The sequence below is a fragment of the Natronocella acetinitrilica genome (genome assembly GCF_024170285.1).
Lineage (GTDB): Bacteria > Pseudomonadota > Gammaproteobacteria > Nitrococcales > Aquisalimonadaceae > Natronocella > Natronocella acetinitrilica.
The window spans coordinates 70,677-89,016 of record NZ_JALJXV010000006.1; the positions used below are offsets into that span (position 1 = coordinate 70,677).

An 18,340-nucleotide genomic window follows, 5' to 3' on the forward strand; every position below is an offset into this window, starting at 1 on the left:
TGTCAGCGCTGGAAAATCAAGCGGCCATTATTCCATATCGGCCATATCGCTCACACCCCCGGGCGCTCCTTTCAGCGACCAGGTGTCCAGTTCGATATAGCGCACGCCACCAAGCCCCGAGCGGCTCTCGAACAGACCGAACCGGGCAAAGCGGAAGCGTTGCGGGGCAACGTCAAACGGCTCCCGCTGCACCGCTTTTCTTGCAAGCGTCAGGTGCGGACGGTAGACCCGATCCTCCAACTCGAAATCCGCTGTGCGCAGGGCCAGCGCCAGTTCACGCTGCAAGCGCTCCAGCGCTGGGGGCACGACACGGGGCACCAGCGCCGCAATGCGCGGCCGGTGCCAGTATTCGACCCGGGAGAGCACCAGCGTCAGCGGACGAGCGTGCACTGCGCCGGCCGCCTTCTTCGCCCGCTCCATGGACGGGGCGTCACAGCTGCCGAGAAAAACCAGCGTGATGTGGTAGTTGCCGGCGGCAACCGGCCTGCCGCCCAATTGCCAGTCATTCACGCTGTGCTCCAGCTCGCCGCGCCTGGTGGCGGAAGGCCGCAGCCCGAAGAACAATCGACGCTGATCACTCATCGACGAGCCGCGCCAGGACACCCTCGAGCGCATGCCAGGCCGCGTCCCGTCGCACAGCATCACGATCGCCAGGGAGTATCAGCGATTCGGACGACACATCGTCATCCACCCGCCAGGCGAACCAGACCAGCCCCACGGGCTTCCCGGCGCTGCCGCCACCGGGCCCGGCAACGCCGCTGACTGCCACCGAAACCGATGCCTGACTCCGCTCCAGGGCACCACTGGCCATGGCCTCCACCACTTCGCGGCTCACCGCACCATGGCGTTGGATCAACTCCGCCGGCACACCCAGCATCTCGACCTTGGCGGCATTGGAATAGGTCACGAAGCCCCGGTCGAACCAATCGGAACTGCCTGCCCTGTCCGTGACCAGCTTGCTGATCCAGCCACCGGTGCAGGATTCGGCGGTGGCAAGCGTTCGGCCTGTGGCCTTTAGACAATGGCCGACCCGGACGGCCAGCGCATACAACGGTGAATCGCTCATTACTTGCTCGCTTGCAGGGGCTACAGGGTCAAACTAGCATAGCGCCCCAACGCCCTCGCCTGCCCAGGAGTTCGATAGACGTGGCTGCCTCCGGTCAGCAACACACGCCCATGATGCAGCATTATCGCCACAAATAACAATAAACCACTGTTTTATATGTTATTTTTTCGAGAGAAGTCTAATACATCATTCAGTTCAAGGCTTCTGCAACGCATTGTTTCCCTTGTTCGCTTCCCTTCCAATTAGACAGCGTTCGGGCCGCAAATCGGGCCCATGTTTGCGCCTTGAGAGATATCTGTGCCGCATGAAGGGTCGGTGCGCCCGACAGGACTCCCCTCCCCCGAGCACCTGGTTCGTAGCGGGGCACACTGCCTCTGAAAAGCCCCCAAAATATAAGCCTTTAAGTCGCTTCCGCTGTCCCAAACAGGCCAGCAGAGTAGCGCCGGAAAGCTTGCGCTGTCATAGACCACTCTGGTGCTTATGGGACAGTACAACAGTAGTAATCTCCACCACCATTGGGTTGCTTCCGTGGCCAATAAGTCATATCGTCACAGGCTCGAAGAGGCCTCATTCGAAAGGTCGAACGGTTATAAAAAGAGATACCCGCCGCAGTGACGGCTCTGCCTACGGAAGGAGGCCGGTGCTGGCGACCACTAAGACGAATTTCGCGACTGCAATCGCAAATATTCGTCGGACGTCTGCGCCGGTCTCCACTTTCAACTTCCAGTGTATTTGGCCCTCTATTTTCATAGATAGCCCTCCTTAAAAGCGACACCGAAAGGGTGCCGACCCTTGCAGGCCCCTTGCCAGCAATCATCTCCTCGCTCAATTTTATGTAAGGCATGGGCATAAAGAGCCGTCTCCACGGCGGGTATCAGCTGCTCATATTAGAGCGGAAAGCATGCAAGTCAACACTCGACAGAGGGCTACAGCTTGATGTTTGCGCACTGCTTTACCACTACATGTGGTATTGGAGCATCGTCGATTGCCCTGAAACCGAAGCCGAACAAAGCACCGCATTACCACCAATCCAGGTGAGCCTTTTTTCCGAAATTGACCAAATATTCCACTCGCGATAGCGTAAATGGCGCCCGCCGTCGCCAGGAAGGCGATGCACCTGGAAGGCCAGGCACCGGCAGGGAAGTCAGCCGCATGCGGCGCGCGGGCACTCCATAAGAACAGACAGTGAGGTGGGCCATGGAAGGTGGATTCGGACTTCTTCTCTTCTCCGTCATCATCATCACCGCCATCGCCTACGGGCTCATGACCAGCCAGAACCGCAAGCACGGCCGGCAGCGCGTGTGCGCGGACTGCGCGACGGTCGCCAACCCGAAACGCAAGCCGCGCGGCAGCATGGGGGTGGAGATCATCCTCTGGCTGCTGTTCATCATCCCGGGGCTGATCTACAGCATCTGGCGCCAGAGCACCTACCGGGCTACCTGCCCGGAGTGCGGCAGCGATAACCTGGTGCCGCTGAACACCCCGCGTGGCCGCAAGCTGGCTGCAGAGTTCCAGGAGCACGACCGCGCCAACGATCTGGAAACCGCAGCGCCATCGAGGCGCGAACGTGCACAGGCGGCCGCGCGGCTCAACCGCAGATAGCCCTTCCAGCTACGTCCACGTCACCACGTCCGTCTGGAAAACCTCTACCTGGTTGCTGATCGGGTTCCACGATCCATGGTATCGCCCACCGAACGGCGGCGCGTTGAACTCGGCGGGATCGGCTCCCTCCGGGCTCGCCCAGCCGTACATCCGGCCCACGTTGAGGATGTTGAAATCGTCGAACTGGGTAGCGTTGATGGTCTTCAGCGCGTTGCTCAGGTAGCTGACGGTCATGAGGACGTTGTAGGTGGAGAAATCGTTCGCGAGGATGAACCGGCGGCTGATCACGGTGTAGCGGTCACTCGCGTTGTCGCTGCCCGTGATGTTCAGGTTCGGGAAGAACGCCGGGCTCAGCGGTGGCAGAATAGCTCCGGTGTTGAAATTATTGAATGACTGGTTTGAGGCGGGGTCCATGCCAGGGACACTCTGCGTGTACTGGTACTCGTCTGACCACTCCGTCGTCGTCCCAGATCTCCGAGGGATGATGGTCGGAGGCGCATTCCAGTAGCGCGTCGCGCTGCCCTGCCACTCCGCCGTGACCTCCCGCACCACCAGGCCATCACGTTTGAGCCGCACGGTGAGGTCCTCATCCAATGTCGCGTCGGTACGCACATAGCACTCCCCCTCCTGCTCCACCACTTCGCTGCCCAGCTCACAGACGCCGAATGAGACGTTGCCGGTGTGGTCCCTGCGGACGATGCGCGGGGTCACCACCGCGGTTGGGTTGTTGACGGTGTGCTGGCGCTGGCAGTGCCAGTCCATGGTCCAAAGCCGCAGCGTTTCGTCCGCCGCGTAGTAACAGCCCACCAGCCGGTCTTCGTGCAGCTCGAACGCGCTGTGGCTGTTTAGCACTTGCCGCGACGTCGACCCTGAGGGGGAGCTGTCTGTGGCGCTGACCACGGCACTGATCGTACGCCGCTCGAAGCCGTCGCACTCAGGGGGCTCGCCCTCAGTTTGGACGCTTTCCGCTTCCCAGAAATACCAGGGTGAGGTGGCCGTACTGGTCTGCTGCTGGCTAAACACGCCCAGTGCGGTGTCGCGGTCCACAACTACCGCCATCGTCGCCGCAAGATCGACACCCGGGGTGCCCATGAGGGTGATCTCCAGCACGCCCACATACGCATGCAGGATCTGGCTATCATCGAAGCTGTCGCCGTGATTGTAGGCCTCGTTCCCGCCCACGCTCACATAGGCCGCCATGGCCGCCCGGTCACCGTGCTGCGTGATCGCCTCCAGGCGAATCTGCGGAAAGTTCGCCGCGCTGATGACTGGCTCGGCCTGCCCCCAATCTGAGAGCGTGAGTTCCTCGGTGTACTCCGTGGTGTCGGGCTCGCGCTGGAACTGTCCAAAGGCGGTGACCGCCAGGGTGATCGTGAGCGGGTCGAGATGGTTGTAGCTAATGCTTAGCTGCGGGTCGACCTTCCAGCTGCGCCCAGCCGGGTCACTGTACAGCCAGCAGTGCTCACCCAGGGCCTGCCCGTGCAGGTAGCGCCCATGGCCACCGATGATCGCGGCATCCGGCCACGTCCAGCCGTTGGCCGCGTCACGTGCCTGGGCCTCGGTGTCCCGCTCGGGCGTGTAGCTGTTGCGCCCGCGAAACAGCAGGGTGTCGCCCTCCTGCACGGCGGTGCCCTGGGGCCAGCTGCGGGTATCGTCGTTGGGGAGCGTCAGCGTACCGTTGCGCACCAGGCCGTGCAGGGGCACGCCGGCGGTGACCACGCGGTCGAAGAGATCATTCAGGGTCGCCGGGATCGGGGTCGGCATACTCGAACACCACCTCCTGGCTGTTGGCGTCTTCCATCACGATGCGCTTGATCGCCTGCACTTCAATGGTGAACACGCCGTCGGCACTGGTGAAAACGGCAGTGTCATGGAATTGCCGCAGCGCAATGTCCGTCTCCGTGAGCGGGCTGGCAATACCGTCACCGCCGCCACTAGGGGAAAGCGCCGGGCGTTCCTCCGGCAGGGCCTCACGGCTCTGGGATGGCAGCGGCCCGCGCGGCGCTGATGGCCCCAGTCGCGGCGGCTTCGTGCCGGGCAGCAAGGTGCGCAGGTCGCGCAGAATTGAGCGATCGCTACCACTGCTCATAGCGTCAGCTCCAGCGGCTCATGGGGCACGGCGACGGAATAGATCGCTGTCGCCTCTGCTTCGACGGGGTCGCGGGCGCCGGCGTCCACCTCCGGGCTCGCCACCGTGAAGCGCCGGGGGTAAGTCTCGGTGCCCAACTCGATCACCGAATAGTTACCGGCGAAGCCAGCCTGGTCTTCGTCATACGGCGGGGAGCTGGCCTTGCCACCGAGCTGCGTGGGCAGCAGGGTCAACGCGTCCGGCGGGTCTCCAGGGGCTTGCGTATCGGGCGGCGTCGGCAGCTCCCACGCGGGCTCGGTTACGCCGTCGCCACCGGCCCGCGACACCGCGAGAGTGATCTGCGTCTGCGGCACCTGGCCGTCTTCGCTGAAATCCATGGTGTGCACCAGCCGCCAGACTTTGCCACGGGCCACCACGCCTTCGGCGTCCACGGCCACGGTATCCGGCAGGTCTACGGTGGGCAGCAACGGCACCGAAAAACGCACCAGGTTGCGGCGGTGGCTGTCCAGCACGCGATTGCGGGCACGGCGCAGCAGCACCTCCCCAGCGTCGCCCAGGGCGTCGCGGTCGGCCTGGTCCCACACGTTGTCGCCCAGGGCATCCACCACCGGCGCGCCAAGCTCGGGGATCCGGTCGGGCCAGTCGTCCGTATCGGCTTCAGTGGTGATGCCGGCCCGGTCGCGGTCGAGCACCTCGCCGACCTGGGCGATGGATGTAGGGCTCTCCACCGTTAGCGCATAGCGCTCGGTGGCTACCTGGGTGCCCCACTGGTAGGCCACCCACTCGGCTTCGAGCAGCAGCGGGTCCCATGCCTGGGGGTTCACCCAGTTCGCGCCGGTATTGCAGGGGTCTGCGGCGGATGGCGGCAGGGCCGTATACGTAACCGGGTCGGTACGCACCCAGTTCGTGCCGGCGCTGGCCTGCTCGACCATCGGCAGGTTCGGCAGCTCGGTCGTGTCGTCGAACCAATTGCAGAAATCGCCGCTCCCATTCCAGACCCAGATCCACTCATGGGCGCGCTCGCGAAAGCGGGTGAAGCGGTAGTCCAGCTCGATGCGCACGCTGTTTACCAGCTCGCGGCGGCTGGCCACGGTGACCTGCATGGTGCTGTCGATCACGCGCGTGATGGTGTGATCGGGGGTTGCCTTCGCGGCCCAGTCCGTGAGCGTGAAGGCGTTGGTGTCGGGGCGGATATCCAGCGCGGCGGGCACCGTTTGCAGCAGCGTTTCCGCGTACTCCAGGTTGGTGGTGATCTCGCCGGTGACGTCGTCGCTGTAATAACCACCGATCAGCACATCCAGGGCCTCGCGGCTCTGGGCTTCGAGGCGCTGCTGGCGGTCGTCCGAACAGGTGAGCAGCACTTCCCGGGTCACCGGGTCATATTCGGGCTCATCCACCACGCCGGTGAACAGCCGATAGCTGTCCACCTCGTTGCCGGCGGCGTCCAGGTCCAGGTAGTCGATGGTGACCGGCAGGCCAACCCACTCACTGAGCGCAATCGGCGTCACTGTCGGCACAAGCCGCACATCGGCACTCGTCGCCGCAGATTCCTCCTGTTGGATGGTGAGGAGACCGGTCACCCTCGCGGTGAGGTCGGTGCCATCGACAATCACCCGGCCGTTCCAGCGCACCTACGCCTCCTCCCCGACCAGCCGCCAGTCCCAGTCCGCGCCGGGCACATCCAGCCCCTCATCCGGCGGAGCCAGCCAGCAGGTCAGCCGCGGGTACCAGCGCACCTGGTACTGCAGTGCGTCGGTCACGGCCATGATGGTGGCGGTCTCACCGCTCACGCTGACGTCCGTCCGCACCCAGTCCTGCTGCCCCAGGCGGGCGTGGGCAACCACGTCGGCATCGGGCCGACGCACGCCAGGCAGCGTCACCGATGTGGCCGTGGTAATGGTGCTGCGGGGCGCGACGCAATCAATGAGCACCGTGTCGTCATAGTCCAGCAGGTCCAGCCCCAGCGGCACCCAGCCGCGCCCGGTAATCTCCGTGCGTAGCCGCCGCCAGCGGGTGTACTGCTCCAGCGACCCGTCGCTGAGGCGCACCCGGGATCCGCCGAACACCGGCACGTAGCGCTGCTCCAGGGCCACCTGCCCGTCCTGCGGGATGATCACAGAGCCGACGACCAGGGGGATCATCGCGGGCCTCCACGTTTAAGCGCTTCACGGCGAATAAACCGCTCTACCTGGTCTGCAACGTCGGCCTCCGCAGTCATGGGATAATCACGACCACCCATGTGCAGGTGTACGGCACGCCCACCGCCCTGCTGGCCGGCCAGCCCCTCGGGCAGGCGCATGCGGTTGAGGTCGTTCAGCCCGCTTTCGCCGATGGCGGACATCACCTGCCGGTTAACCACACCCTCGCCGCCCAGGCCCACGAACACGCTCTCCCCACTGCCGGGCAGCACGCCGCCGCTGTGGCGCACGGGCAGGCCGGCGCCGTCACCGCCCTCGCCCGTCGCAATCACCGGGATCTGCAGCGGGTTTCGCAGGAACAGCTGCTCCAGGAAGTCGCGGGCGCGCTGGGCCTCGCGGGCCAGCTCGTCGTCATCCAGGGTGATGGTGCCCTTCAGCCCGTCCAGCTGGCCCTGCAGGGCCTCGATCTGCTGCTCGATGGTCTGCACTTCATCCTGTGCAGCGGCTTCACGGGCGCGGGCCGCTTCCAGCGCAATGCGCTCGATCTCTCGCACCGTGGCGGCACCGGCGTTCTCAAGCTCGTCATCACGCTGCAGGGCCTCGATGATGCGCGCCGCCTCGCGGGCGCTCTCGATGGCGCCGTCCAGGTCCCCATCGCGCAGCTGGCGGTCCGCTTCGGCGCGCAGGCGCTGCACGTCCAGCACCGTTTCGGGCCGGCCTTCGCGCTCGGCCTCGCCGCGCAGGCCGGCGAACAGTTTTTCCAGCTCCTCCGTTTCGCGGCGGGCATCCTCGGCGCGGCGCTTGGCCTCATCGAGCTCGCGGCCGCGATCGCGAATGGCATCGGTGATGCGCCGCTCCTGGGCTTCCTGCTCCTCAGCGGCATCGGTGGCGGCCGCCTGCAGGGTGGTCTCCGCGTCGCGCAATCGCTGCCGGCCCTTGATCTCGTCGGCCAGGTCCTCCTCGGCGCGGAACAGGCGATCATAGAAGTCCTGAAAGTTGTCGAACCGCTCGGCCACATCGCGATCCAGCTCGAACCAGAGAATGTCCCGGGCGCTGCCGAAGTTGCCCTGCGCCAGCTCCGTCGCCGCTGCCGCCACGGCAGCAATAGTGGAACCCAGCACCTCCAGGCCGAAGATCGCACCCCGCGCACCCAGCACCAGGGTGCGAAGGCCCAACGACAAGCCATCGATGGCCGTCTGGAAGCCGGTGCCGTTCTCCGCAGCGTTGTCGAATTCTTCGGTGACGGCGATCAGCACCGGCAACACCGCATCCGCCAGCGTCAGCCCGGCACCCTGGGCGCGGCTGCGCAGGATGTTGAGCTGGTCGTTGAAGCGCTCCGCGCGCTGGGCAAGGCGGCCGCTGATCTCCCGGCCGTAGCGGGCGGCATCGGCCTGCAGCTGCTGGATGCCTTCGGAGCCCTGCAGCAGCAGGGGAATCAGTTCCTCGCCGCTGCGCCCGAATAGCTCCTGCGCCAGGGCGGCCCGCTGGGTGGGGCTCTCCAGTTGCTGGAAGGCATCGGCCACGTCGAACAGCGTTTCGCCGACGCCGCGCACGCTGCCATCCGTGTTGGTGGCCTCGACGCCCAGCCGTCGGAAAAGCTCAAGCTGCGCGGTGCCGCCCTGGGCGGCGGCGTCGAGCTGGCTGGCGAGATTGCGCAGGCCTGTGGAAACACCGCGCAGGCTGGCATCATTCTGCTCGGCGGCGAAGGCCAGGGTGCTGAGAAACTCTGCCGTCTCGCCGGTGCGCTGGCCGAGCTTGCCGATCTCATCCGCCGCGTTGATGCTCTGGCGAATCAGCGCCTGCAGGCCGGCTGCACCAGCCAGGCCGGCGATAATGCCGGTGAGCCGCCGCGCCGTGCGCTGCACCTGCTGCAGCGAGCGATCCATCTCCTGGCTGCGCGTGGTCACCGTGCGGCCCGCGCGGTTGAAGCCGCGCTCAAGCTGCCGGGTGTCGGCGCTCAGCGTGAAGCGGATGGCGTCAGCGATTGTCGACACGGGCGTCCCTTAACAGGCGGTTAATCGCTTCGCTCGGGTTCTTGCCCCGGGCGCCTATCGTGGCGGCGGTAATGCGCTCGGCCTGCTCCCGGGCCTTCACGCGGCGCAGCGCGCCGGCGTAGGCGGTGAGCTGCCCCAGGCTCAGTGCTTCGCCGCGGATGCCTCGGCCAGCGAGTTCGAGGAGGAGGTCTTCCAGCTGGCCGTCTCCTCCATGTGGCTCGCCAGCCGGCGGCCAAAAAAACTCTCGTTCTCCACGATCATGCCGAGCACCAGCACGGCCTGGTCCACCTCGCCCAGGGCCTGAATGGCCTGCACCGACCGGCCCGTGGCCAGGGCGGTGAGCGCCAGCAGGCAGCGGTCGTGCCCCTCCATGGCGTTGCACAGGGCCTCCACCGCCTCGCCCCGCAGCGCTTCGCTTTGCGAGCCCACCCACTGGCGCAGCTGCAGGAAGTGCGGCGCGCGCTCTGCCACGCTGGCAATAAATGCCTTCGCGTCGGGGTCGCGTTGCAGGCGCATGCTCTGCTGCAGGGTGAACGGCGATACGTCCCAGTACTCGCCGTTCACGAGCTCCACGCGGCCGTCGATGGGGCTTGCCATCAGGCGGCCTTCTGCACGGCGCGGAAGTAGCCGCTCAGCCCTGCGCCCTTGCTGGTGTCCACCAGCACGCGACCGCTGACCTCAAGCGCGGCAAAGTCATCGGCGCTGATCAGCGCCAGCGCCTCGGCCGGGCTGGGGCGGAAGCGGTAGACATCCACCACCATGGGTGCGCCGCTGTCGGCCTCGTTCACGCCATCGAACACCACCTCGAACTCCTGGCCAGCTTCCACCAGGGCCTCGGCGATGGCCTCGGCACCGAATTCGTAGTCCACCTCGATCGCCATCGGCTCTTCTTCGGTGGCGTTGGCGAAGGCCCCACCGGACAGCGGAATCAAGCCGGAAGCGGTCAGTTCGTAGTCGGTGCCGGCCACATAGGTGGTGGTGTCGCCGTCGGTCACTTCCACTTCGGTGGCGTCAATGTGTTCAAAGCGCACGAGGCGGTCGACCACCACGCTGTGCTCCTCACCCGTGACGGTGCCGGCCGCCACGTTGCGGACGCGCCCGCGCAGGGCTAGCGCCAGGTTCTCGGGGCGAAAGTCGCGCAGCGACATGGTCATGTTCACCGCGGTCACCCGCGACACGCTGTTGGCCGTGCCGCCGCCCGGGTTTTCGCTGTCGATCAGGTCGATGGTGTTCTCCTCAACCTGCAGCTGCAGGTCGCTCACCACGCCCACGCGCCGGCGGCCCACGTACACCCGGCCACTACCCAGGTAATGGAATACTTTCTGCGGCATTGCTTAGCCCTCCGCCTTGGGCGCGGCACCCACGATGAGGTCGCGCTTTGCCATCCAGTCCCGCTGCGCGGGGCTCACCTTGATCTTGCCGCCCTCGGCCACGGGCTTGCCCTTGTGGCTGTGGCCAGCCTTCTTGAGGGTCACCTCGACCAGTGCCTGATTCTGCTTGCTCATGTGCTGCCTCCGACTGTCACGGGGTACGCGAAAACCTGCGGGAACTCGCCGTATCCCGCCTCGAAATAGGGCTCCAGGGCCTCGACCCAGCGCAGCGGGCGGCCCGTGCTTGCGGGGTGTCGCCAGCCGTTCAGCGCCGCGAACACCTCGGCCATCACGCTCTGCGCCTGCTGCTCGATAGGCGCCTCGTCGCGCCGCTCGATGCAGACGGTGACGATCACCTCCTGCAGGCCGTGCACCAGGGCGGCATCAGCCAGACGGTCGCGGGGCTGCAGTCCACCGGCCTGCACGAACGCCGCCGGGCACAGGGGGCGGATGTCACCCAGCGCGCTCACCTCGCTGGCCCAGTCCACCGTCACCGTGTTGCTGAAGCGGGCCTTCAGCCGCTCAACCACCGGCGCCACGGCCGCAAAGGCGTCCGGGCTATTCATTTTCCAGCTCGCGCATGCGGTTGCTGAACGTGTCGAGCCGCCGCGAGTTCTCGTCAATGCGCATGCCAAGGCGCTCCAGCTCACGGCGCACGTCGCCGAATTCGCGCTCGGCACGGCGCTCGGTGTACAGCCCGGCGGTGCGCTGGTCGAGTCGGGCCATCTGGTCCTGCAGCACGGCGAGTTGCTGGCCGATGCTGTAGATCAGCCCCGCCGTCGAGAGAATGCCGATGGCAGTGAGCGTGCCGGAGACCTTCAGGACGAATGCTGTGAATTTGTCCACTGGCTGCATCCCGTCGCCTTTGTGCCGGTCGTCTGTCTGCCCATGGCGCTCTGCGTTATGTCGGCCCGCTTCACCGTCGGGCAATTCGTGTGTTCGCAAACCGTAGCTCCTGCCTGGCCAGTTCCCGGTAGCGCTCAGGCACACGGGCCTGCACGTCTGCGCCCACGTCGTCGGCGCGCTCCAGCGCCACCGTCTCCTCGGCGATCGGCAGCGTGGTGTACTGGTCGGTGGCGTTGATGCCGCCGCCGGGCTTGCGGGCGCCAGGGGCAATGGGCTGCGCGCCGGCCTTGCGGCTGAACGCGCTGGTGTAGCCGCTGCCCATGGTGGCGATAAAGGCACCGGCGCGGCGCGCCTGCCGGCCCGCCTTCACGCCCACACGGTTTTGCGAGAGCTTGCCGACGTAGCGAAGCGCCACCGGGCGCACGCCAAACCAAAGGTAGGCGCTGTTGTCCTCGCGGCGGATGCTGGTGCGCACGCGGCCACGGTTGCCCCGGCCGCCGCGGGTGAGCGCCTTCACCGGGATGCGATGCTCCCGCGCCAGGCCGCGCTGGATCTGCGAGCGCGCCCAGTCGGTGGTCTTGCGCAGGGTGCGCACCTGGGCCGACGCATATTCACGCCCTGCCCTCTCGGCAGAGCGCTGCGCCTGGCGCGCACCGGTGATGGCAATGCGGATCACTCGCGCACCTCCCGCACCGGATGGCCGACCATGCCGCCGTCAGTCTCCGGCGGGCCGGTCACCTCCCGCGTTTTGCCCTCCACCAGCAGCCGCGTGCCACGCGGCAGCTCGCCCTCGGGCAGGTGATCCGCGGCGAACCACACGCTGACGCTGCCGCGCTTCACCGGCACGCCCCGCTGCAGCGTGCCGCCCTCGGCACTGTCATCGACAATGCCCAGCAGCTCCAGCGTGCCGGCCGTGGTGTACACGGTGACCGGCACGCCGAAGCGGCGGAGCGTTGCGCGATTGGTGCGGTCGAGGGCGGCTTGCATGGGGCCTACGCGCCGGCGCGCTGCAGCATCTTCGGCCGCGTGCAGATGTGCAGCGGGTAGCTGTACACCTCCACGTCAACGAAGGCGTTGCGCTTCTCGTCGGGGATGACCATGGCGTAGACCTCCTGGCCCCGCGTGTTCGCGAAGTCGAAGGTTTCCGCAGGGCTCAAGGCCACCTGGAAGGCCCCCGGCGCGTTCACCGGGAAGAAGTGCGCCTTGTCAGCGGCTACGGCTACCTTGCTGCCGTCGTCGCTGCCGCGGTAGTCGTGCCACATGATGCCGCCGAACGGGAAGGCGCTGAACGCCGCACCCTCGCGCAGGTCTGCCGCAGCAGACCAGTTGAGGAAGGTCTCCCGCACACGGGGGTGGTTCGACAGGGCATCGTAGAACTCATGGCCCACCACGGCGTGCACTTCCGTGGCCGGTGTCCACAGGCCCTGAGCAGCCTTGGCCATGGCGCGGACGATCTGGCTGCACTTGCCGCGCACATCGGTTCCTTCCGTGCCCAGGGCGAAGTCCACCTCTGCCGGCTGGGAGACGCCCCACTCCGTAAACCAGTTCTTGATGACGGTGTCGTCCTTGTCCAGCACCTGGCCCTTGATGGCGCCAAGGCGCATGCGCTCGTGGGTGATCTCGACATTGCGGCGCAGCTGGCGCAGGCGATCGGCCACCTCCTGCTGCACCTGCATCATCTCGGTTTCCGAGCCGAAGGCGCGGATGTCCTGGATCTCGTCCGCCGTGATGCGGTCGCCCTGGGCGATGCGCACAGTACGGAAGTCGCGGATATCCCGCTTCTCCTGCTCGTTACGCTGCAGGGGTGCGCCGCGCGGCGAGGTGGCGATGATGTTGAGGTTGCCGTTTTTCTGCTCGATGGCCACGGTGGTGGTGCGCACCGGCCGGGTCTCGAAGAGGTTTAGGCTGCCGAGAAGCTGCGGCAGGTACGGCTGTTTGTTGAGCGCGGCCGTCAGCTCCACCATGTGGAAGGCCCGCTGCTTGAAGACGTCCAGAGTTGCCATGTCAGGCCTCCTAGTCGAGAACGATGATGCGGCCGAAGCCGTTGGCGTAGGTGTCAGCCAGGGCGGCGATGGCATCGGCCTTGTCGCCGGCGCTGATGCCCTCCGGCCAGACCAGGCTGTGATCGGCCACCTCGGCATCCCGGGCGATGACCGTCGCTGAGGTGTCAGCGTCGCTGGCGTCCACGTGGTCATAGAGAATGGCGCTGGCAACCTCGGCGCCGGTCTCGGCCTCCGGGTCGAGCTGCGTGAACAGGCCGCTTGCGGTGATGCGGCCGAGCACGGTGCCCGGGCCAAGATTCTGGCCCTCGGCCAGGGTCACGACGTCCCGGCTGCGGGTTCCATTCGCCTCGCTGGCGATGAACTCCGCCCGGTGCTTGCCTTCCGTCAGTACGGTCATTGCTGCGTTCTCCTACGTCTGGTGAGCCGGCTCATGCCCGACCGAAAGCGTGATCCCAGGAGGCCGCCACGCGATGCGGGCTTTCGGGCTCCGCGTCGTCCTGGGCGTCCGGGCGGATGTCGGGGTTGCCGACGGCCTGCAGGCTCGACATGTGGGCGGCCCGTTCCTGCGGCGCAGCGCCGAGCAACTCGCCGGCCTGCTCAACGCTCAAGCCGGTGGTGATGGCCTTGATGGCAAGCCCCGTGCGGCCCTGCGCGTGCTCGTGGTTGAAGATGGCCGTGACGCGGGCGCGCTCTTCATCGCGGCCCTCGGCCTTGGCCGATGCCAGCGCCTCGGCGTGCTTCGCCTCGGCTTCCGCCTCGCCCTCGGCGCGGGCCTTGTCGACTTCCGCTTTGGTGAACAGCGGCTCGTTCTCTTTTGCCATGGTGTTACCTCCGCTGGCAGTTGCTTGCAGGGAGCCGCGGCCCCCGGATCGGGTCTCTTGCTGCAGTTCTTCCACCGCCTGGTGCAGCGTGCCGATGGAATCAATCAGGCCCTGGTCCAGGGCATCGGCGGCGAGGTAGGTCTGCGCCTCGGTGGCTCGAATCTTGTCCGGATCCTTGTCGCGATAGGCCGCCACCACATCGACAAAGCGCGAATACAGCGCGTTAACGTCGGCCTGCAGCTTGGCCTGCACCGTCTCGGGCAGCGGCTCCCAGGGGTTGCCGTCCACCTTGTGGCTGCCGGCGTAGATGGGCGTGATGGCAATGCCTTCCTTCTCCAGCGCCACGGAAAAATCGGCATGGCGCATCACAACGCCAATGGAACCGACCATCGAGGTTTCTGTTGCAATCACCCGGCCGGCGGCGCCGCCGAGCAGGTAGGCGGCCGAGGCGGCTGCGCCTTCGGCCACGGCCCAGGTGGGCTTGATGGCGTTGGCCCGGCGCACGGCGTGCGCAAGCTGAAACGCGCCCTCCACTTCGCCGCCGGGACTGTCGATGTTGAGCACCATGCCGCGCACGCCGGCATCCGCCAGGGCGTGGTCAATGCGGCGCTGCACGTCGCCGTAACCCATGAGGTAGGTGGAGTCGGCTTCCATGCGGCCGCGATGGGTGAGCGCACCGAACACGTCGATCACCGCGATGCCGTCATGCACGCGGTAGCCCGGCTCGCGCTTCTCGCTCGGCAGGGTGTCGTAGAGGTCACCCCGCAGCACGTCCGTTGTCGACAGCCCCAGGCGCGGCGCCAGGCCGGCGATGATGTCGTCCAGCTTGGCGGGGTGCACCATCAGCGGCACGTTGAAAAGCCGAGAGGCGATGTGCGGGTAACGCGTCATGCGGATTGCTCCTGCGGTTGCCCCGGGCGCTCGTCATCGCTGGGTGTATCCATGGCGCTGGTGTCGCGCTCGGCCTCTTCGAGCAGCCCTGCTTCACGCATGCGCTTGCGCTCCAGAGCCCGTTGTTCGATGACCTCTTCCCAGTCCAGGCCCTGCTCGGCGCACTCGATTTCGAGCGTTGAGAGATCAGCCCCCATCCGGATCTTCGCGGCGTTGGCCTCTTTCACCGGGTCGACCCAGCCGCGTCCGGCAAACACCCAGTTGCAGCGGGTGTACGCGTAGCGGTTTTCAAGGAAATCAGGAGCGGACAATCGATCCCGCGCGACGGCTTCATCCATCCAGATCGTGTAGAGCGGGTTCAGCCAGTGGTCCTTGATCCAGCGGCGACGGCCGAGGAAAAAGCGCCAGGCCTCTAGGAGCGCCGCGCGAGCACTGCTGTAGTTGGTCTTGCTGAAGTCCTTCATCAGCAATTCGTAGGGCATGTTCATGCCGGCTGCGATGTGCCGCAGTGAGGACTCCATGAACGCGCCGAATCCCGCGCCAGGCCGGTTGGGCGTGTACGGCGAGAGCTTCGCGCCCGGCGGCAGCGGAATCACCGCACCACCTTTCAGCGGCGCACGGTACTCGCTGATGGCCTCGCGCCAGGCACCGCTGGCGCCTGCCATCGTACGGTGCTGGCCGCCAAGCAGCTCGGCCACACCGTCGGTGCCCATATCGGCCTCGATGAACGCGGCGATTAGGCTGTTGGCCACCGCCGCCTGCAGCTCCGTGGTCTGGTACTTGCCGGCCATGCGGAACTCACGCATCACCGACGACACAATGGGCTTGCCACGGCTGGCGCCGGTGCGGCCCTTGTCGTGCAGGTGAATGACGCGCGGCAGCCCAGTAGGCGTGAATGCGGGAATGCGCTCCCACTCCTGCACGGCACTGCGCAGGCCGTAGCCCAGGGCCAGGTAGTCGCCGGGGTGCTCTTTCTGCACCCAGTAGTACGTCGGCATGCCGTAGGCGTCGCGCTGAATACCACCGCGGATATCCGGGCGGTGGCGCAACCAGGGCGGTGTGCTGAGGCGATCCGCCTCCACCATCATGATGCGCGTGTTCCAGCGCGCGCCGGGGCGGGGGATCCACATTGGGATGGCTAGCGCTGCGCCATTTACCATCCCGTCGCTCAGCGCCATGATTGTGAGGCCGAGCAGGTTCTCCTGCCCTTCCGCATCACACTCCGGCGTCTTGCCCCAGGTCTCGAACTCGGCCTCGGTGTCGCGCGCCCAGGCGTCGGCTGCTTCCTTCTCCCAGCCCAACAGTTTGTAGTGCGGCTTGCTGGCCAGCTTGAGCGTGTGGCCGATGATGTTGTCTTTGTAGGTCTGCAGCCCGCCGGCGGCGATGCCGTTGTTGCGGTGCAAGTCCCGCGAACGCGAGACCATGGGCTCCAGCTCGTGGAGCAGATCCGCGTCGGCGGAGAGCGCGGGTGGATCCCAGCTCGCCATGGTGCGGTCGCTGCGATCGGCAGCCACGTGGGACGTAGCCTCAACCGGCACCAGCTCGCCGCCCTGCATGCGAACCACCGGCTTGCCGCGTTTGTACGTGAGCCCGTCCATGGTCAGAACTCCAGGTAAACCGGCGCGCGGGCCGGGCGCCTGGTGCGCTTGGCGGTGATGGCGCTGTCCAGCGCCGCGATGTAGCGGTTGAGATACTCGGGCGTGATCTCCGACCACTGGCTGCGGCGCCCGTCGCGCCACGACACCTGCACCTCGCGGTCACCCACCGCGAGGCGGTGCAGCGCCTCATGAGCCTCGGTCAGGCGAGACTCCAGGGTTTCCATCGGCAACTTGGCCAGCGCGCTTGCATCCATGGCATACAGCGTGCCGACGCGGTAGTCTCATTTCGGTAGGGAATGGGAAAAGTTGGAGAATATTGGATGCCGCTACACCAAACCTCACCCTTTACACGGGCCGTTCGGCTCACCGACACGACGCACGGCGAAGTTTACTTCGGGCTCTTCCCTGGAGCGCGCGACGGGGAGCAGCGAGCGCTCACCTATACTCTGCTTCTTCCGTGGACTGACCCGCGGGAGCATCAAGCCGATTGGAGAAGAGCAGTATCACTGGATAATCAGTTCGTCACTCGCAGAGCGGAAAACCTGAACGACACGTGGGCGGCACTGGGGGGTGAAACACGATTCGCCTTAACTTCACCCGACAGCTTGATGGCGGCAGATTCCTGGCTAGTCGTCCCCAGAGGAATGTTGGTTTTCCATCCGGACGGAGTGTTTCTTTCGTGGCGGGATCCCGTTCTCGCTCAGAACAACAACCGTCTTATCGCCCTGCATGACGGAGCCGTACGGCATGACCTTAATCACGACGATTGGTGCTACTACGGAGAGTGGGAGCTGCAGCACCGCATGGAGCCCTCCGCTGAATGGAAGAGGCTTGCCTCGGGACCACGCCTGGAACCGCCGCGACGATAACATCGTCGCGTGCGCAGGAATCAGAACTGTGCCTGTCTTCGAATTAAAGGATGACGGCCTACGTGGTCGGAGAGTCACGCTGGCTCTCCTGATCGCAGCAATGGTATTCCTCTCGGGATGCCTCGCAACGTCCCCCACCGAGGACCGCGCGGCAGCCACTGCAACCGCTACTCCAACGAGCGTCGAACGCGAGAGCTTCCCTAACGAAACTGTCCCAGATGACGGCAACGAATACATCGTGCTTATCAGCTCTGAGAACCCACACCTTCGGCCAACGCTGTCCTCTCCTGCGTTGCCCCGCATCCGTGCGAGTCGCCATGAACCGAAAGCGATACAGGTCTTCGGGGTTTCGGACGCCGGCAATTGGCAGTGGTGGCAGGTTGAAATCGATGGAAAGCCTGCCTACTTGCCCACCAGGCGAGATGGATTTGCGAGTCCCCATGTTGCAACAGATCTTCCACCAGAGATCGACGAATTCTCGAATCATCGGGACGATGAGTTAGTTGTCACCGGTATTGTGCCGAAAGGCCCTGACACCGCTGGTGGGGTAGGCATTCGCGTCGGGTTTCGAAGTCCGGCAACTGGCCCAGAGCTCAAATACATTCGCTTCGCCGTATCTCCCTACAACGCGGTGGGTGATCAGGTCAGAGACGAATTAAGTCGTCGAGACTACGCGCTCCTTCGCCTAACTGGGCCAGTTCATCCCGATGCCAGAGAACGATGGCAGACATGGGACAGAGCGCTCTACAACAACTCCATCGTTTGTTTCGAGCTGGACGAAGTGCAGGTCACGCTGATGGATGACTCCACGAAGACTTACACGGGTGACGATCTCCGCAGCCTGCTGCATTCCGGATTTGAGAACGACTGCAGCTACCGCGGCTGAAGAGCCTTAAAAGATAACCCACCACCAAGGCGTGCAATGGAACACCTGTATTGCTCTCGCGCGCCGGCGGCCAGATGATGCAGGCCTTATTGACCTCGATAAGGCGAGACGCCAGGGTTTCCATCGGCAACTTGGCCAGCGCGCTTGCATCCATGGCATACAGGGTG

The 18,340-nt window shown here is 65.6% G+C and carries 21 protein-coding genes; 2 read left to right on the forward strand and 19 right to left on the reverse strand.

Annotated elements, in window-relative coordinates; translation table 11 throughout:
- Nucleotides 1-27: 27 nt before the first annotated feature.
- Both thpR and J2T57_RS12790 read right to left on the reverse strand, forming a co-directional pair.
- Nucleotides 28-582, reverse strand: a complete 555-nt coding sequence (gene thpR / locus J2T57_RS12785; RefSeq protein ID WP_253478886.1) for an RNA 2',3'-cyclic phosphodiesterase — start codon at nucleotides 580-582, stop codon at nucleotides 28-30.
- Nucleotides 575-1,066, reverse strand: coding sequence for a CinA family protein (locus tag J2T57_RS12790; RefSeq protein WP_253478888.1), 492 nt, complete (start codon nucleotides 1,064-1,066; stop codon nucleotides 575-577). The genes thpR and J2T57_RS12790 overlap by 8 nt, the downstream gene beginning before the upstream one ends.
- Nucleotides 1,067-2,263: 1,197 nt before the next feature.
- On the opposite strand from J2T57_RS12790, the gene J2T57_RS12795 reads away from it, so the two are divergent.
- Nucleotides 2,264-2,668: a hypothetical protein gene (locus J2T57_RS12795; RefSeq protein WP_253478890.1), complete on the forward strand. Its 405-nt coding sequence runs from the start codon at nucleotides 2,264-2,266 to the stop codon at nucleotides 2,666-2,668.
- Between the two features lie 9 nt (nucleotides 2,669-2,677).
- Here the strand turns inward: J2T57_RS12795 and J2T57_RS12800 are convergent, their stop codons facing one another.
- From J2T57_RS12800 to gpW, 17 genes are all read right to left on the reverse strand, one after another.
- Nucleotides 2,678-4,432, reverse strand: coding sequence for a hypothetical protein (locus J2T57_RS12800; protein ID WP_253478892.1), 1,755 nt, complete (start codon nucleotides 4,430-4,432; stop codon nucleotides 2,678-2,680).
- Nucleotides 4,401-4,757: a hypothetical protein gene (locus tag J2T57_RS12805; protein ID WP_253478894.1), complete on the reverse strand. Its 357-nt coding sequence runs from the start codon at nucleotides 4,755-4,757 to the stop codon at nucleotides 4,401-4,403. The genes J2T57_RS12800 and J2T57_RS12805 overlap by 32 nt, the downstream gene beginning before the upstream one ends.
- Complete coding sequence (locus J2T57_RS12810) at nucleotides 4,754-6,388, reverse strand: hypothetical protein (protein ID WP_253478896.1); 1,635 nt, start codon at nucleotides 6,386-6,388, stop codon at nucleotides 4,754-4,756. Before J2T57_RS12810 ends, J2T57_RS12805 begins: the two co-directional genes overlap by 4 nt.
- On the reverse strand, nucleotides 6,389-6,898 hold the full coding sequence (locus J2T57_RS12815; RefSeq protein WP_253478898.1) for a hypothetical protein: 510 nt from the start codon (nucleotides 6,896-6,898) through the stop codon (nucleotides 6,389-6,391). It abuts the gene before it with no gap.
- Nucleotides 6,895-8,889, reverse strand: coding sequence for a phage tail tape measure protein (locus J2T57_RS12820; protein WP_253478900.1), 1,995 nt, complete (start codon nucleotides 8,887-8,889; stop codon nucleotides 6,895-6,897). The genes J2T57_RS12815 and J2T57_RS12820 overlap by 4 nt, the downstream gene beginning before the upstream one ends.
- 141 nt (nucleotides 8,890-9,030) lie before the next feature.
- Entirely contained in the window at nucleotides 9,031-9,486 is a 456-nt protein-coding gene (locus J2T57_RS12825; RefSeq protein WP_253478902.1) for a hypothetical protein, read from the reverse strand.
- Nucleotides 9,486-10,220, reverse strand: a complete 735-nt coding sequence (locus tag J2T57_RS12830; RefSeq protein WP_253478904.1) for a phage tail tube protein — start codon at nucleotides 10,218-10,220, stop codon at nucleotides 9,486-9,488. Before J2T57_RS12830 ends, J2T57_RS12825 begins: the two co-directional genes overlap by 1 nt.
- A 3-nt stretch (nucleotides 10,221-10,223) precedes the next feature.
- Complete coding sequence (locus J2T57_RS12835; protein ID WP_253478906.1) at nucleotides 10,224-10,394, reverse strand: DUF7210 family protein; 171 nt, start codon at nucleotides 10,392-10,394, stop codon at nucleotides 10,224-10,226.
- The gene (locus J2T57_RS12840; protein WP_253478908.1) at nucleotides 10,391-10,825 is read right to left on the reverse strand and encodes a phage tail terminator protein; all 435 of its coding nucleotides are present in this window, start codon (nucleotides 10,823-10,825) and stop codon (nucleotides 10,391-10,393) included. The genes J2T57_RS12835 and J2T57_RS12840 overlap by 4 nt, the downstream gene beginning before the upstream one ends.
- Nucleotides 10,818-11,105: a hypothetical protein gene (locus J2T57_RS12845; protein WP_253478910.1), complete on the reverse strand. Its 288-nt coding sequence runs from the start codon at nucleotides 11,103-11,105 to the stop codon at nucleotides 10,818-10,820. The genes J2T57_RS12840 and J2T57_RS12845 overlap by 8 nt, the downstream gene beginning before the upstream one ends.
- Before the next feature lie 70 nt (nucleotides 11,106-11,175).
- On the reverse strand, nucleotides 11,176-11,781 hold the full coding sequence (locus J2T57_RS12850; RefSeq protein ID WP_253478912.1) for a hypothetical protein: 606 nt from the start codon (nucleotides 11,779-11,781) through the stop codon (nucleotides 11,176-11,178).
- Entirely contained in the window at nucleotides 11,778-12,092 is a 315-nt protein-coding gene (locus J2T57_RS12855; protein ID WP_253478914.1) for a head-tail joining protein, read from the reverse strand. The genes J2T57_RS12850 and J2T57_RS12855 overlap by 4 nt, the downstream gene beginning before the upstream one ends.
- Nucleotides 12,093-12,097: 5 nt before the next feature.
- Nucleotides 12,098-13,108, reverse strand: a complete 1,011-nt coding sequence (locus tag J2T57_RS12860) for a major capsid protein (protein ID WP_253478916.1) — start codon at nucleotides 13,106-13,108, stop codon at nucleotides 12,098-12,100.
- 10 nt (nucleotides 13,109-13,118) lie between these two features.
- Nucleotides 13,119-13,505: a head decoration protein gene (locus J2T57_RS12865; RefSeq protein WP_253478918.1), complete on the reverse strand. Its 387-nt coding sequence runs from the start codon at nucleotides 13,503-13,505 to the stop codon at nucleotides 13,119-13,121.
- A 31-nt stretch (nucleotides 13,506-13,536) separates the two neighbouring features.
- Nucleotides 13,537-14,820, reverse strand: a complete 1,284-nt coding sequence (locus tag J2T57_RS12870) for a S49 family peptidase (protein ID WP_253478920.1) — start codon at nucleotides 14,818-14,820, stop codon at nucleotides 13,537-13,539.
- Nucleotides 14,817-16,418, reverse strand: a complete 1,602-nt coding sequence (locus J2T57_RS12875; RefSeq protein ID WP_253478922.1) for a phage portal protein — start codon at nucleotides 16,416-16,418, stop codon at nucleotides 14,817-14,819. Before J2T57_RS12875 ends, J2T57_RS12870 begins: the two co-directional genes overlap by 4 nt.
- A 2-nt stretch (nucleotides 16,419-16,420) precedes the next feature.
- Nucleotides 16,421-16,672 carry a gpW family protein gene (gpW, locus tag J2T57_RS12880; protein WP_253478923.1) on the reverse strand — a complete coding sequence of 84 codons (252 nt, stop codon included), beginning with the start codon at nucleotides 16,670-16,672 and terminating at the stop codon, nucleotides 16,421-16,423.
- Between the two features lie 643 nt (nucleotides 16,673-17,315).
- Here gpW and J2T57_RS12885 point away from each other — a divergent pair.
- A complete protein-coding gene (locus J2T57_RS12885; protein ID WP_253478925.1) occupies nucleotides 17,316-18,173 on the forward strand; it encodes a hypothetical protein in 858 nt (285 codons plus the stop codon).
- Nucleotides 18,174-18,340: the final 167 nt, after the last annotated feature.

Coding starts and splice junctions, on each gene's coding strand:
- thpR (WP_253478886.1), bottom strand. CDS start 582: ATGAGTGATCAGCGTCGATTGTTCTTCGGGCTGCGGCCTTCCGCCACC.
- J2T57_RS12790 (WP_253478888.1), bottom strand. CDS start 1,066: ATGAGCGATTCACCGTTGTATGCGCTGGCCGTCCGGGTCGGCCATTGT.
- J2T57_RS12795 (WP_253478890.1), top strand. CDS start 2,264: ATGGAAGGTGGATTCGGACTTCTTCTCTTCTCCGTCATCATCATCACC.
- J2T57_RS12800 (WP_253478892.1), bottom strand. CDS start 4,432: ATGCCGACCCCGATCCCGGCGACCCTGAATGATCTCTTCGACCGCGTG.
- J2T57_RS12805 (WP_253478894.1), bottom strand. CDS start 4,757: ATGAGCAGTGGTAGCGATCGCTCAATTCTGCGCGACCTGCGCACCTTG.
- J2T57_RS12815 (WP_253478898.1), bottom strand. CDS start 6,898: ATGATCCCCCTGGTCGTCGGCTCTGTGATCATCCCGCAGGACGGGCAG.
- J2T57_RS12825 (WP_253478902.1), bottom strand. CDS start 9,486: ATGGCAAGCCCCATCGACGGCCGCGTGGAGCTCGTGAACGGCGAGTAC.
- J2T57_RS12830 (WP_253478904.1), bottom strand. CDS start 10,220: ATGCCGCAGAAAGTATTCCATTACCTGGGTAGTGGCCGGGTGTACGTG.
- J2T57_RS12835 (WP_253478906.1), bottom strand. CDS start 10,394: ATGAGCAAGCAGAATCAGGCACTGGTCGAGGTGACCCTCAAGAAGGCT.
- J2T57_RS12840 (WP_253478908.1), bottom strand. CDS start 10,825: ATGAATAGCCCGGACGCCTTTGCGGCCGTGGCGCCGGTGGTTGAGCGG.
- J2T57_RS12855 (WP_253478914.1), bottom strand. CDS start 12,092: ATGCAAGCCGCCCTCGACCGCACCAATCGCGCAACGCTCCGCCGCTTC.
- J2T57_RS12860 (WP_253478916.1), bottom strand. CDS start 13,108: ATGGCAACTCTGGACGTCTTCAAGCAGCGGGCCTTCCACATGGTGGAG.
- J2T57_RS12865 (WP_253478918.1), bottom strand. CDS start 13,505: ATGACCGTACTGACGGAAGGCAAGCACCGGGCGGAGTTCATCGCCAGC.
- J2T57_RS12870 (WP_253478920.1), bottom strand. CDS start 14,820: ATGACGCGTTACCCGCACATCGCCTCTCGGCTTTTCAACGTGCCGCTG.
- J2T57_RS12875 (WP_253478922.1), bottom strand. CDS start 16,418: ATGGACGGGCTCACGTACAAACGCGGCAAGCCGGTGGTTCGCATGCAG.
- gpW (WP_253478923.1), bottom strand. CDS start 16,672: ATGGATGCAAGCGCGCTGGCCAAGTTGCCGATGGAAACCCTGGAGTCT.